This is a genomic window from Pseudomonas pohangensis, assembly GCF_900105995.1.
Classification (GTDB): domain Bacteria; phylum Pseudomonadota; class Gammaproteobacteria; order Pseudomonadales; family Pseudomonadaceae; genus Aquipseudomonas; species Aquipseudomonas pohangensis.
In genome coordinates, this window is sequence record NZ_LT629785.1 from 2,772,233 (window position 1) to 2,785,357 (window position 13,125).

Consider the following 13,125-nt stretch of genomic DNA (forward strand, 5'->3'; position numbering starts at 1 on the left):
GAAGCCCCTGCCTCCCCCATCGCACGCAAGTGCACGGTAAATAGCTTCCCAACTTCCGCTGCTGCGGGGGTGCGAAAAAGTCATGCAAGGCCCTAAATCAACTCGATCTAGTGTCTGTAACAGGGGGAACCAGATGCACATGGATCGTTAGTCTGGTGCCTCGTATGTCTACTCTCTCCGCTTCCCAAGTAAAACTGCTTTCGCAGATTCTTCACACTACCTCCAAATCTCTTGGTCGCCCAAGCAAGCTCGCGTCTCAGCGGGAAATGCTCAGCCATCTGCTTGGCTTTAACGATTGGAATGGGGCGTGTGCCCTGTTGCCCGACCACATTTCAGATACCACACATGTAGCAATTTCCTTGCTTGATGTGCCCCAACAAACCCCCAAGACAATCATGTGCACTGGCAATGATGCGCCATGGCGACTGCCTGAGGAGGTGCGTAATTATCTGATCAAGCAGTCCTTAAATTCGTCAGGCTTTACGGTGTCCAGTTGCTCAAGGCCAGACCTAGTCGGGGTTGCGAAACCTAGGAGCCAGGAATATGTGGTCGCCAGATCCATTGAGGATGTCACAACGTACAGGGAGGGGCTGGACCCAAACGAACCCGATTACAGAGGCCGCGATCACACCCCCATCGTGATGACATTTGCCAACGCGCAGGGCCGCTCCGCTTTCACACTCACAGTCTGGTTGATCAGTCTGCATCCAAGAACCAACACGGCAACGAACTTCACTGGCGCGGTGTCTATGCCCCTGTACAACACGCTCATCGAATCAATCACCGGCCACTTACCAGAGCTTCGCCAGGGCTATTGCCTAGTAGGCAGTAGGGATGAAATTAACCCCTACGCGATCGTCAGGTGTGATGAGAGGGGGAGCGAGCTCGAACTAGTCAAAAGCCTCCCCCACTTGCCTAATGAAGAACTCTGGGCGCACCTGAAGCAGTACAACAGCGCCCTAGGTCTATCCCTTCTGGACGTAGCAGACATCACCGCGACATGTTCTTACAGGGACAGTGAAGACATTGGGGAGACTTGGTAACAGTCGTCGATACTATTGGCCAGTTCCTGACTGATGCAATTGACGGGAACCGGCCAAAAACTGTCCCTAACTACTCGCCCAAAAGCACAGCTTTGAATTACTGATGGCTGCTAAAACTTAGCCCTTTACACTTGATCAGGCCAATCGAAGTATTTAGATGCTACCTCCAAATTGCATGATGCCGCTTATGATATTAGTAGTGATAAATTTGGCCGCCTGCTCTTTAGGTTACGCCAATAAAACTGGGGAGTGCGTAAGAGATGGATGTCTTGGTTAGCAAGGCGATGAGTTCGATTGCCTCTGCTCTGTTCGAGCCGATATTAAAATTTGTTTGGGGTAGAGCGTATACGCAGCACCTTTGGAAGGATTGCTTCAAGGTCGCGGCTAAAAGCTCCGATTTCGATCAAGACCTTGCAGTCCACCTAGCATCCGCCCCTGCACTTGAACGACTTATGATTAATACATTTAAGGCTGATCGTTCAGTTCCGTCGGCATCAGATTTTGCTATAGCAATCCTGTTCGAGTTGCTTGATAGAGGAGAAAACTCAAACAGCCAATTTTCTCCCGACCAGATTCGCCATCTCGCAGTCGGCATCCGTAGGCATTGGCTAAATGGAATCATCAATAGTTCAGCATTACAAAAGCGATTTGTCTCGATTAGGGACTTACATCCGGCAAAATTGATCGGTTTAGATGCTTCGTGTCTTAACGATGAAAATAGGTTGCTGGGTGACTATAAAGAGATTGTTAAACGCTACTTTTCCAGCTTCTCAACATCGGACTCCACTGAAACGGTCAGGGTCTGGCTGCCAGATGAGGAAGGAGTAGTTCACTACGATGAGTGCCTGAGAAGATTTGTCGAGGTCAAGCTAAACACTTCTGTCGGGGCTGACAGAGGTTTTTTTAGAGCCGGTTTTGACTATTCAATTGAGCGTACTGGAGATAGATTGCACGTGTGCTTCCTTAACACTAAAACCAGTATGGAGTCAGGACATTTCGGCAGGTATTCTGTTGGTCGGGCAACTTCACACGTCTTGTGGGCGCGTTAAATACTAGAGTTCTGCCGAAATTGCCCAGCAAGAGAAATACTTCACATCGCGCTTCTGATTTATCACTGGCGACTATTCTTTCAGAATCAGTATGGCCGCCGATCGCGACCGGCCGCAGTCGACCGATTCTGTTGAAAAGTCGATTTTCCCGAACGACCCATATCGTGATTTGTGAAAATGCCATTTTTGCACGCTGCTACGTGAAATCGAAACCCGGAAGCCTCTGCCGAAAGTAAGGATTTCAATCTCCCCAAATTCGCGGGGCATTAAAGTTTGTAGGGTGATCTGCATAGCTGGTCCCACTTGCCTGTAATATGCAGGGCCTCAATTGAATGTCCTTAGATATATTTGTGGGAGCTAGGAATGAGTATCGAAGTCGTGATGGGGGAGCTAGATGAAGAATCGGAGGCGCTGGCCCCAGATGCCCAGCAGATGGACCCAGACGTTTTTTTTGCAAAGAACGCTTTTCGCATCATCTATCAGACTAACAATTTCTTCTTGCCACAACTCAAAGACCTAATCGACAAGGGTGAGGTTCTAAATCTGCGGCCGGAATATCAGCGGCGCTTGAGGTGGTCAACTGCCCAGAAATCCAGACTGATAGAGTCATTGCTTTTGAATATTCCGGTACCGCCAGTGTTCCTGTATGAAAGCGACGCAGCGCGGTATGAGGTAATGGACGGCCAGCAACGGCTGAATGCTGTGCGAGAGTTCATAGCCGGTGACTTTCCCCTTACGTCTTTGCAAGTGCTCAAGCCACTCAACGGGCTCCGTTACTACCGATGTCCGCCACGCATAAAACGGGCACTTGATCGTGCAACCCTTTCGGCCATCGTATTGCTCCTTGAAAGCGAGACTGAAAAGCCCGAAGGGCACCTCACACTTACTGATATCCGCAGGTTCATCTTCGACCGACTGAACACGGGTGGCACAAAGCTGAACCCACAGGAAATCCGTAACGCGCTCAATACTGGCAAATTCAATAAGGTCATCGTCGACTTGACGCGATTTCATCTCTTCACGGAGGTTTTTGACATCCCGCCCTACCTTGAGGCCGATCCGAGCGAGTATTACGAAAATCCCCAGCGGCAAAAGAATAATCTCTACTCGACAATGGGCGACTGCCAGATCGTCCTTCGCTATTTCGCTCTGAAGGACGATGGCAACATCCGCGGGTCGATGAAATCGATGCTGGATCGCGCTATGGAGCGTGATGTTACGGAAGAGGAAAGCGAATCGCTTAAGAAGGAGTTCCAAGAACGGTTCGCGTTCCTTTACCAACTGTTCGATGGAGCCCCCTTTGTACTTCCGTCGGACGATAAGGGTCGTTCCCGCGTGTCTGCGGCTATATACGATGCCTCTATGGTCGCTATCAACGATCTGTGGGCCGTAAAAGGCGACATCATGAATGATGCGCCAGCAGTAAGGGAGCGGATGCTGGGGGAACTCAGCACGGCCGAAGGAATGAAAATTCTGACCGGCCAAGGCAACACGGCCAATGCTGTGAAGGAAAGGATCAACCTCATGCGGAATATTTTTCGCCCGGAAGTAGGTCAGTGACCAGCAGCTTCGAAATTATTACTGAAGAGTTCTTCGACGACATGGAGGCTATTCGGTCGCTGGTCGTGACATTCAGCGATCAGAAAAAACCCGTAAAAGCCCGCATTGCCGCTGCGAATTCAGCGACGCTTCTAGTCGCCGCAACCTTCGAGGAGTTCGTGCGAGAGATGGCTAGAGAGTATGCGCGTGCAGTCGTCACTAGTACCGAGTCGTTCGAAAAGCTGCCTCGCAAGCTTGCCGCCACGGCTTGGAAGCGGACGATGGACGGACTTTCGAAGGTACGCTTCGATAGTGATCAGGCTGCTGGGGCTGAGAACGTATTCGGTGCTGCTCAGACTCGATTCACAGTAATCCATGAATTCTGCAAAGGCGACCTTACGCAGGACATTTACCGTGAGCTGATACACAACGATAACAACATGCGGACTAGTGAAGTGAACAGCCTCTTCAAAGTAAGTGGGTTAGACAACGTTTGCCAAAGACTTTCAGACAAGCAGTCGATACTCGAAACGTTCGGCGAGACGGAACCCGGCAAGGCCCACGGCAAGCTCGTATCTGGGCTAGAGGATTTTTTCGAGCGCCGCAATGGCATTGCCCACGCACTGAACCCAGGACAATCTAGCGGCCCTGACCAGATCATCAAGGACCTGAAAATGCTGGAGTGCTTTGGAAAAGCGCTTTGCGAAACCCTCGATGCCGAAGCGCCGCGGCCGTTAGTCAGACAGGCAGAAAAAGTGGAGGCTGAAGCAGCCGCGTCGATGGCTACTTAGCCTTCTTGGCGCTATGGGAACTGGTGTTCATGTCTACGTAACCATTACTTTAAGAAAAGGTGACAAGGTTTATATGCACATGAGTACTTGAATCGTTACACCAGGAAAAGGGTACTGGATCGTCCCGGGTTACGTGGAGGCTGTTTCGTTTAAGTCAGGCCGCTATGGCCTGAACTACTTGTTGCCGATAGAAGTTTGCCTCAGCTTCTGCCGGCGGGATATAGCCAATAGAGCCCAACAAGCGCTGACGGTAATAGGGTACAGACCACGGTTTACTAAGACAAAGGCGCGCGAGCAGGTTTGCTTCAAACACTAATGGATTCGTATGAACTATGTCGAATGCGAATGGCCGCTTCAGCACTTTGCAGCCCTTCATTGCTGGCTGACGAATAACCTCCGAGTGTCGCCCGCTATCCCCTATCAGCTTCAAACAAATGGTCAGGTTGAATGCAAAGGCTGGTCAGGGCCCATGCAAATGGGCGGTCAAGTCAGATGCAATTTCGCAATAAGCATCTCTGATAGCCCAACCTGCCGGCCAAATGCCTTCGGCGGCAGCGCAACAGCTTCTCTTACCGCATCGGCATTGCCCACGAGGATCACCTGCATCTGCGCCCGCGTGACTGCGGTGTAGACGAAGGTGCGATCAAGCACCCGCGACTTGCGTACCGGCACGATCACCCGCTTGAACTGACTGCCTTGGCTCTTGTGCACGGTGATCGCGTAAGCGTGCTGTATCACATCCACGTCACTGTCGAGGACATAGTGCTCGACCCGCTCGTAGACGGCTCGGCCCAACGCAATTCGCATATCGGGATTCTCATCGTCGCCCAAGTTGACCGTTTGTGGCCGCTCGAAAACCTCAGTGAGCTTTCCCAAGCAGCCGTTTTGCAGGTTCCGATCCCAGTTGTTGGCGGTGTATAGCAGCAGATCGCCCTCGCAGAAGCCTGTGGCTTCGACCTCGCCGGTTTCAGGATTGGTAACCATCAGGTGCCGCCCCTGGCCGGCGTAGCGCACATGGCAGACTCGATTCATAGTCTCCACCCCGGCGAAATAGCAGGAACGGGTGGCACCAAGAATCTGGGTATTGTCGCGATCCCGCTCGTACAGCTCGATCACGGTCGGGATGATCTGGTCGTCGGCGCAAGATAGGAACACGACCTCACCCGCTGCATCCGCTGAGAATGCCGGCCACTGCCCCTCGCGGATCGCTAAAGATGCCGCAGGAATGGCCGACTCCTTGGCCTGGCGCTTGACCTCGGTGAGTTGCGTAACCGGGATGCCTGACAGATCACACAGCACATGAAGGACAAGGCCCGCGCCAATCGGCGGAAGCTGATAAGGGTCGCCCACCAGGATAAAGTGGGTGCCGGTAGGCAGCTTGCAGACCAGCCGGTGGAAGGTCACCAAATCAAGCATTGAGGCTTCGTCGATAATGATGATCGGCGCAGGTCCCATTTCCTCGGTGCTGACACGCTTAAGGAAGCCCGCAATGGTCATGGCCTCCTGTTGGGTCGCTTCCATCATTCGGGCCGTTGCACGGCCCGAAAGGGCCATTTGGAAGCGAGGCCGGCCCAAGGTATCAAGCGCTCGGTAAAGCGCCTTAAGTACCGTGGTTTTTCCGACACCGGCACCGCCGGTGATGATGCTGAAGCGGTTTTCAAACGAAGTCCTGACCGCTGCCCGCTGGGCGTGGTTCAGCGCAAAAGCTGGGATGCCCAAGTGCAGTCGCTCTTCGCGCTCGAACTCGCCAATCACGGCGTCAATATCGGTCGGGAATAACAGCTGCTGAGTGTCGGGGTTGCGCAACAGTTCGTGGATGAACTCGGCGCACTGACGTTCCATCAGAAAAGTGCCGGGGGCGTGCAACATCAGGTCGCCGCTGGCGGTTGCGCGGCTGACGAACTGACCGATTTTATTGCCCTGAAGCAACCCCTTTGCCAGCGCCGCATCGGGTGCTCGATAGGGCTTGACCAACCGGCCAACTGTATCTTGCAGGTCATTCAGGGTAGCGCAGGTATGGCCTTTATCGGCCACTCGGTACAACGCTTCTTCCAGCGCAGCGGCCAGCCTACGCGGGTCGTCCAAGGCAACGCAGAACTTGTCTCGGGCGATGCCGTCAACGCGTTGCCAACTGCCCTCGAAGGACAGCAGTCGGTAGGGGTCGTCGGTCAGCGCAGAGATAGTGTTCTTCTTGTGGAACCTGATGACCTTGCGGGCCAGATCCAGCGGTATGTCGAATTCTTGTACGAAGCGCAGCGTCTTGGCGTCGCCATTCTCAGTCCATTTTTTGAACAGAACATCACGGACTTCACGAGTCGGAATTAGCCCCTCGATGGCTGAGTGCTCTGCGCTATCAAGCACCTCATACAAGCGCTCACCCAAGGTGTCCCATAGCCTTGTAGCTTTGACTTCGCCTATGCCTTTGGCATTGTCGGCCAGCCACTGAATCAATTGGCTGCCAGACGGACGAACTAGGCGAACATCCTGCACCTCTACCTGAGTTTCCGATACGGTGAAGGAGCCATAGGTGCGCTGGGTGATATGGGCTTCGCCGTAGACCTCGTAGATCCCGCCAACAATGATATTTGCGGGCTCCGCAATGGCATCCGCTACGCTGATTACCAGCGCACTGGCGCGGTCGTTAATGCCTGTAGTTAGGTCAACACGATGGCCGAATGCAATGCAGCCGTGTCGGCTTTTAGAGCGTATGCGAGTGATGCGAACGGTGGCTGTCAGCAGATTGGGCGGAGAGGCACTCATCGCGGCAGCCGTCCGGTTTCTTCCATAAACGAGGACAACAGCTTGTAGCGTTCAAGCATGGCCTTGGCCTGAGCAAGCTCCGCTCGCAGGGCCGCGTTCTCCTGCTCCAGAGCGTTAAGCCGCTGGCCGTCATTGCGGCGCTGCTTGGCTTCCCTGTCGCGCATCGGTGGCTCTTCGTGAGGCGGTTGAGTGGCTGCAACCAGAGGGGGCAATACGCCAGTACTTCTTAGTCGACACTCAAGCGTTTCCAGCGCGTTTTTAATCGAGGGATTCTGTACCAGTGCGCTTTTGCCGAAACCGCATTCAGCGGCGACTTCTGATCGTTTGAGCTTGCCTCGGTGGACGTACTCACGAAAGTCATCATCCGACTTCGATACCGACCAGGCGATGAACGCTGCCAGATTCTGCTCGGCTGTCTGCTGTCCGTTAGCCATGGTTAGACTTCCTTGAGAACCTTCTTGATGGCATTCACATAGCCATGCTTGTAAATCTCGCGTCCGTTTTCGTCCTTGACCCGGCCTGCCGCATTGACAGTCCAATCCCGCTGTTGGAAGAGCTCATCCGAAACGGCTGCCTTCAGCGCATCGATCTCCATGTCGTTGAGGTTCAGTGCGGGCAATAGCTGCACAGCACCGTTCTCTGAGGTTTGCTCGAATTGCCGTACCGGGCGCATATCGACAATCAATTCGCTGTGCGCCTTTAGGGTATTGAGTGCATTGCGGTAGCGGTTGCGCTCGGCAATGATCTGACCAAACAGCGCCCGCAATGCCGGGTCTGTGATCCGCCCAAGCAACTCGTTGTCCTTCGGCACTCGGTTTGCTTTGGCAAGCGGATTGATAGGAGCTTTCATCGACCCCCCGGCTTGGGCTGCCCACGCCTCGATTAGCTGGCGGAAGACCAGCCCCGTCTTGTTACGAATGGTCTGCGCACTGGGGCCGCCCCGCTCGGCTGACAGGCGCGCAATCTCTGCAATCGAGAAGTTTCGCTCGCCAGCGACGTACTGCGCCTTGAGCACTTCATTGAGAACCGTCAGCGACTTGGCCTGCCGCGTTGAGGCCTGTTCTTTGAGGTCTTCAAAGATCGCCTGAGCATCAATCATGGCTGAACTTCAGAATAGCTTTCGCTGAGGTGGCGATCAGGTCGGAAAGCTTGATCACTGGGCCTTGGTAGACCTCTTCCAGGGCCTTGATGCCGTCCGGGAGCAGTTTCAGATGTTGACCGGCTTCCAGTGCCCCGGCGACGTAGCTGAAACCTTCTAGTTGGTCGTTGGGCGAGGCTTGTCGCGCCATCGCCCGCAACATGGCGTTGCCGGCGATCAACTGCATGCACTCGTCCATCTGCATGAAGACGGGGCTGTAGCCATTGCGCATCAGTAAGTTGTTGAGCGCCCGCGAGCGTTTTTCGATGGCCGGCGTTTTGCGCAGGTCATCAGCCAGATCTGGGTAGATCTCGGCGTCCTCGCAGATTTGCACCAGCTGCAGTAATTCCGACCGAGTTTCGATGAAGCTTATCGGCTGATGGATGTCCTGCATACTGCCAACGGCCACCAATTTGGTGGCGTTGTCGCTTTCGGTGCGGCCTTCCTCGATGGCGATCAGGCGACCGATCAACTGGAAGCAGGCCACCAGATCCTTGGCATACTGGTCGGCGAGAACGATCTGCTTCTCGTAGCGTCGCTCTGCCTCCTGCAACTCATGCTGCTGGAGAAAGGGCAGGCCCTGCTCCGTGGCCAGATAACGCGCATCAAGCAAGTCGTCCCGCGCCTGCTCATGTTCAATTGCCAGATTGACGGCCAGAGACGCTTTGTAGCTGATGGTGTTGAAGTGCGCACGCAGGGCATCAAGATAGCTCGCATCAGTGACGAACCAGCGGCAGCGCACGCAGTTCTCCGGGCCATTTGGAACGGGGCCGTACTGTTGGAGGTCGTTCCCCAATGGCCGGATGTACTCACCGCCGTTCCAGCAGCCGCCGACGTTGCCCGTTTCGTCGGACTTGGCGCTGTTGCCGCCGACCAGACATAGACCGATGTGGCGATGTTCCCAACCGACGGGATTACGGTTCGCCAGCGCCGCTTGCAGCGAGGATTCCTCACGGTAGGCAACTTTGCAGGTGATTTGGCGCATGTCGGCATCGCGCAAGAAAGTTCGCAAGCTCTCGCTCTGGGCGGCATCCACCTTCTCGGTCGCCGCATCCAGCGCCTGGGTCATCATGGCCGGTGTCGGCTTGATGTAGTAGAGCGTCATCAGCAGCCGCGAGTGCCCGGCGATCAACTTGGACAGAACAGGAATCGGCACCTGGCCTTCCATCGCGTAGCAAGTCAGCAGGGATACCCGTAGGCTGTGCAGGGGGAATTCGGTTGCCGTTTGATTGCTGATGTGGCCATCAGGGTTCAACATAACGAAGCGCAGTCGCGAGCCGTCGCTGAGAGTCTGCCCGCGCGCCGCCACCCGGTCTTCCAAGGTGCTTAGCAGGCGAAACCAGAGCTTTTCCAAAGCATGCGCACCAATAGGCTTGCCCCGCTCCTGGACATTGGCGCCGGCGAAGCGGAACAGGAAGCAGATGTCACCCATCTCGCATTTTTGCTGCTCGGACTTGGTGTTGCCGAAATGCTTCGCTTCCAGGTTGGTACAAGGTGTCGGCGAGTCAATCGGGTTGTATTTCTCCTGCCAGTTGCGCAGCTTTTCCAGCCAGTACAGCACTTCGGCATGCTGCCAGGGGATGGTGTAGCCGCGTTCGCGCTCTTCCTTTTTTTGGTCAGCGGTCTTGTTGGTGTTGACGTACAGCCCGGTCATGATCTCGCCGATGTCGGGGCTGCGAATGCGGCAGAACACACCTCGGTTCCAAGGGTTTTTCTCGCTACCGCTCTTGAACGAGTGCTGCTGGTTGAGCACCCACTGACCTTTTTCATAGCGCCAAGTATCGGCTTCACCTGAGTCGAGAAAGCGCACCTGATAGGTGCGAAGCGGCAGGTGCAGCTTGATCAGCAGGGCCACGGAGCGCACAGGAGACCAAATTTGGTGGATTTTGACCGGCCCCCGCCAGTCTCGCGTAACGGTGCGGGTGCGCCATACGCAGTCGGGGTCGGCAGTGTCGATCCGGGCAGGGTCGATCTTGAACCAGTCACCGCCTTTTCCAGAACCCTTTCCATTAATCATCGCTTGAGGGAAAGCCTGGTGCGCCCAAGCCCAGTCGTTGAAGTCGCCAAAGGGTTGGGGGCAGAGAATCTCGCGCAACTCTTTGATGTAGGCATAGGGCAGCGGATTGCGCACCGTTTCCGTGAGGCTAATGCCCTTGTGGCTGGCCCTTTTGAAGGGGTTGTCCACCATCGGTATCATCCGCCCCTGGTCGTTCGGTTCACTAAAATGATGTTCAATCACCCAATCAATGAAATTGACGATGTAGTTTTGTATCTTGACAACCATTCTTTCGCTTTGGATCTCGCCAAGAATGCCTGCGAGGCATGGAATCGCCCCTTGCCTGGCGGCCTGGAACAACCCGGCAGGCTGGTGTCCGATGGGCACCTTGGGTAGATAGTGCATTGCAAATAAAGCGAGCCCGCTCAATTTCTGGGTAACACCTTGATGCTGATCCTTCATCCATCCCGCCATGAGCGTGCGCCAATCCTCCCACTTCTCGCCATGATCCTTCGTCAGCCAGCCCAGCGTCAGATCGCTAGCGCGTCCATTATTCTTGATTCCCTTAGCTGGCATGGTTAGCGCCTCCTGAGTTTTGGATGTGGCCCCGACAGCAGGCCGCGTGGATCAATGTCTTCGAATCCGGTCTTCAACAGCTCGTCCCAGTTGCTGAAGGGCTGGATGAGCCGCCCCCCCGCTGAAATCTCATCCAAACGCCCACTCGCCTGCTCCAGCGCTTGGTTGGTTTCGTCTATGGTGGGGGGCTGGATGAGTCGCCCCCCGGCTGAAACCTCATCTAAACGCCTGCTCGCTTGCTCCAGAACATGGCTGACTTCGTCTATGCCTGGAGTCGTATAGACGATTTGGGACTCTAGCGATGAATGGTGCATCGCCTTCATGATTATCCTGGGGTGAATACCGGCGCGGGTCAGTCGGCGGCCAAAGGCATGGCGGTGACCATGAGGCGAGCGCCCCTCGACCTTTGCGGCGCTCAGGCCCACGCGAGCCAGCGCGGCGGCGTAGTTCTTGTTGAAAGCATTCAGGGTGTAAGGCCGCCCTAAGACGCGTTTCTCATAGGAGACAAAGGCGTAGGGGTGATGGCGTTCAATGCTGGAAAGGTAATGCAGATGCTCGCGCCACAGCTTCCGAAACAGTCGGCCAAAATCGGTTGGAAACCAATGCATCTGGATATAACTGTCGAGGTGCTCTATTACACTCCCTTTCCAGCCCACGTTGTGGGTGCCTCTGAGCCGATTGCGCGGCGTAAGCGCATGAGCTTCCCGCAGATTGGCCGAGCGATTGGTCTTTCCCGTTTGACTTTTCCAACCGTCCGGCGCCTTGCCCTCTTCGGGGTGGTAGATACGGACGATGACCTTGGTCAGATCGTGCGGGTCGTCCAACACATCCTGTACCCACAGGTTCAGCGGCTCGCTTTCGCGCACACCAGCGCCGTGCATCAGGATCGTGATGAGTTGGTCGCGAACGGCGCAGCGCCGATCCCGAGCGCCGCCAAGTCCCTCTAGGAAGAAGCGCTCGAACAATTGCTCGGGAAAGGCAACAGCATCGCCGTCGGCCTTGCTCAATGCGCGCCGGCCCCTGACGTTGCGGGCTGTTCTGACCGTTTCGTTGACCGTCTTGTCTTTAATGTGACCGAGAAAATCGTTTTGGTTACTGCGATACCAAGCAGCGTAGTTCAGGCGCTGATCATAACTGCTGGCCATAACCAAGGGATTCATATGCTGAACGCCCTGGTGTTCGGCCAGATAATCAGTCAGCCCCTTGAGAGCATTGAGGTGCCGATTGGCAGTTGCGGTACTGGCAGGTATCCAATAGAGACCAGATGGATCAAGGCCATCATCGCCAACGGTGCCGGTAAAGAGCCGTGCTGCGAATGCCTGAAAAAGCGTGGCGGGGTCTGAAAAGTTGTGTTGATTTACCTCCATGTACTCAAGCAGCAGTTTCGCCGCACTGACCACATGGCGCTGCCAGTGCTGGCTGCGTTTGATTTGCATTTTCAGCAGATAGTCAAGCAGTGGCTGGACAACCCCTTTCTCGGTCAGCAAGACAGGAATTTCGCTACGGAATCCTGAGTCATCGACCACGACCTTCGCATAGGTATCTACCGCACTATGCGAGACGCTGCTGAGGCTCCCGATCATGCGATTTGAAAGGCCCGGACTTTCGACGAGGTGATCAATTTCACGTTGTTTATCGACAGGTATTTTCATAGCTCTCCCCAAGTTCCAGGCGAGGGCGTACCTCGCTTGTCACGATTAATGCTATTCATGGACGAATGGCAGGCAGCCGACTTGACTTCAGCTAGAGGGGAGTTCCAAGATATGGTTGTCAGGCGTTGCTACAACTGACTACTCCCGCAAAAGCTCAGGGCACCACCCCTGGGCTTTTGCATTTCTAGTACCTGCTTCACTTCAGGGTTCAGGTATGGCTCATGTGATGTCCTCCGCGATCTCATCTGTTGTGTTAATGCCAGTACCAGAATCTTTTGCTGGCAAACATAAATTTGGGGCACTCATGCGCTGCTCTGTAAGCCAAACAGCCACGTCTTTTGCAAGAGCGAATCGCCCACGGCGGTTCTGCACCTCAAACACTGCCAGATCCAAAGTGCCCCTTACCAACGCTTGGCGGAAAGCGCTAGGTGAGCGGAACCCGAGCTCACGCCAAAGATCTTTGCTGCCCAACATCACCCCATAACGGGTTGTCAGCAGCTGCTCCAGTTCGGCGGAAAGAGTTAGGAAGTCGGTCGGTTTAGGCATGATACGCATCGTGCTGTTCTGTTACGCATCATGTT

At 54.8% G+C, this 13,125-nt stretch carries 10 protein-coding genes; 4 read left to right on the forward strand and 6 right to left on the reverse strand.

Annotated elements, in window-relative coordinates; all coding sequences use genetic code 11:
* The first annotated feature begins 164 nt into the window (after positions 1-164).
* From BLT89_RS13015 to BLT89_RS13030, 4 genes are all read left to right on the forward strand, one after another.
* A complete protein-coding gene (locus BLT89_RS13015) occupies positions 165-1,043 on the forward strand; it encodes a hypothetical protein (RefSeq protein ID WP_090196132.1) in 879 nt (292 codons plus the stop codon).
* Positions 1,044-1,303: 260 nt separating this feature from the next.
* Complete coding sequence (locus BLT89_RS13020; RefSeq protein ID WP_090196134.1) at positions 1,304-2,092, forward strand: hypothetical protein; 789 nt, start codon at positions 1,304-1,306, stop codon at positions 2,090-2,092.
* 363 nt (positions 2,093-2,455) lie between these two features.
* Complete coding sequence (locus BLT89_RS13025; protein ID WP_090196137.1) at positions 2,456-3,652, forward strand: DUF262 domain-containing protein; 1,197 nt, start codon at positions 2,456-2,458, stop codon at positions 3,650-3,652.
* Positions 3,649-4,422 (forward strand): HEPN domain-containing protein, encoded by a 774-nt coding sequence (locus BLT89_RS13030; RefSeq protein WP_090196141.1) that lies wholly within the window; start codon positions 3,649-3,651, stop codon positions 4,420-4,422. The genes BLT89_RS13025 and BLT89_RS13030 overlap by 4 nt, the downstream gene beginning before the upstream one ends.
* Before the next feature lie 483 nt (positions 4,423-4,905).
* On the opposite strand, the gene BLT89_RS13035 is transcribed toward BLT89_RS13030, so the two are convergent.
* The 6 genes from BLT89_RS13035 to BLT89_RS13060 all read right to left on the reverse strand — a co-directional run bounded on the left by BLT89_RS13035 (position 4,906) and on the right by BLT89_RS13060 (position 13,090).
* Positions 4,906-7,182: an ATP-dependent DNA helicase gene (locus tag BLT89_RS13035; protein ID WP_090196144.1), complete on the reverse strand. Its 2,277-nt coding sequence runs from the start codon at positions 7,180-7,182 to the stop codon at positions 4,906-4,908.
* Positions 7,179-7,616 (reverse strand): VPA1267 family protein, encoded by a 438-nt coding sequence (locus tag BLT89_RS13040; RefSeq protein ID WP_090196147.1) that lies wholly within the window; start codon positions 7,614-7,616, stop codon positions 7,179-7,181. The genes BLT89_RS13035 and BLT89_RS13040 overlap by 4 nt, the downstream gene beginning before the upstream one ends.
* 2 nt (positions 7,617-7,618) lie before the next feature.
* Positions 7,619-8,281: a gamma-mobile-trio protein GmtX gene (gene gmtX, locus BLT89_RS13045; RefSeq protein ID WP_090196149.1), complete on the reverse strand. Its 663-nt coding sequence runs from the start codon at positions 8,279-8,281 to the stop codon at positions 7,619-7,621.
* On the reverse strand, positions 8,274-10,892 hold the full coding sequence (gene gmtZ, locus BLT89_RS13050; protein ID WP_090196150.1) for a gamma-mobile-trio integrase GmtZ: 2,619 nt from the start codon (positions 10,890-10,892) through the stop codon (positions 8,274-8,276). The genes gmtX and gmtZ overlap by 8 nt, the downstream gene beginning before the upstream one ends.
* A 2-nt stretch (positions 10,893-10,894) precedes the next feature.
* Positions 10,895-12,544, reverse strand: a complete 1,650-nt coding sequence (gene gmtY, locus BLT89_RS13055; protein ID WP_231975017.1) for a gamma-mobile-trio recombinase GmtY — start codon at positions 12,542-12,544, stop codon at positions 10,895-10,897.
* A gap of 219 nt (positions 12,545-12,763) precedes the next feature.
* Positions 12,764-13,090 (reverse strand): hypothetical protein, encoded by a 327-nt coding sequence (locus tag BLT89_RS13060; protein ID WP_197673510.1) that lies wholly within the window; start codon positions 13,088-13,090, stop codon positions 12,764-12,766.
* Positions 13,091-13,125 lie beyond the last annotated feature (35 nt).

Coding starts and splice junctions, on each gene's coding strand:
- BLT89_RS13025 (WP_090196137.1), top strand. CDS start 2,456: ATGAGTATCGAAGTCGTGATGGGGGAGCTAGATGAAGAATCGGAGGCG.
- gmtX (WP_090196149.1), bottom strand. CDS start 8,281: ATGATTGATGCTCAGGCGATCTTTGAAGACCTCAAAGAACAGGCCTCA.
- gmtY (WP_231975017.1), bottom strand. CDS start 12,544: ATGAAAATACCTGTCGATAAACAACGTGAAATTGATCACCTCGTCGAA.
- BLT89_RS13040 (WP_090196147.1), bottom strand. CDS start 7,616: ATGGCTAACGGACAGCAGACAGCCGAGCAGAATCTGGCAGCGTTCATC.
- BLT89_RS13015 (WP_090196132.1), top strand. CDS start 165: ATGTCTACTCTCTCCGCTTCCCAAGTAAAACTGCTTTCGCAGATTCTT.
- gmtZ (WP_090196150.1), bottom strand. CDS start 10,892: ATGCCAGCTAAGGGAATCAAGAATAATGGACGCGCTAGCGATCTGACG.
- BLT89_RS13060 (WP_197673510.1), bottom strand. CDS start 13,090: ATGCCTAAACCGACCGACTTCCTAACTCTTTCCGCCGAACTGGAGCAG.
- BLT89_RS13035 (WP_090196144.1), bottom strand. CDS start 7,182: ATGAGTGCCTCTCCGCCCAATCTGCTGACAGCCACCGTTCGCATCACT.
- BLT89_RS13020 (WP_090196134.1), top strand. CDS start 1,304: ATGGATGTCTTGGTTAGCAAGGCGATGAGTTCGATTGCCTCTGCTCTG.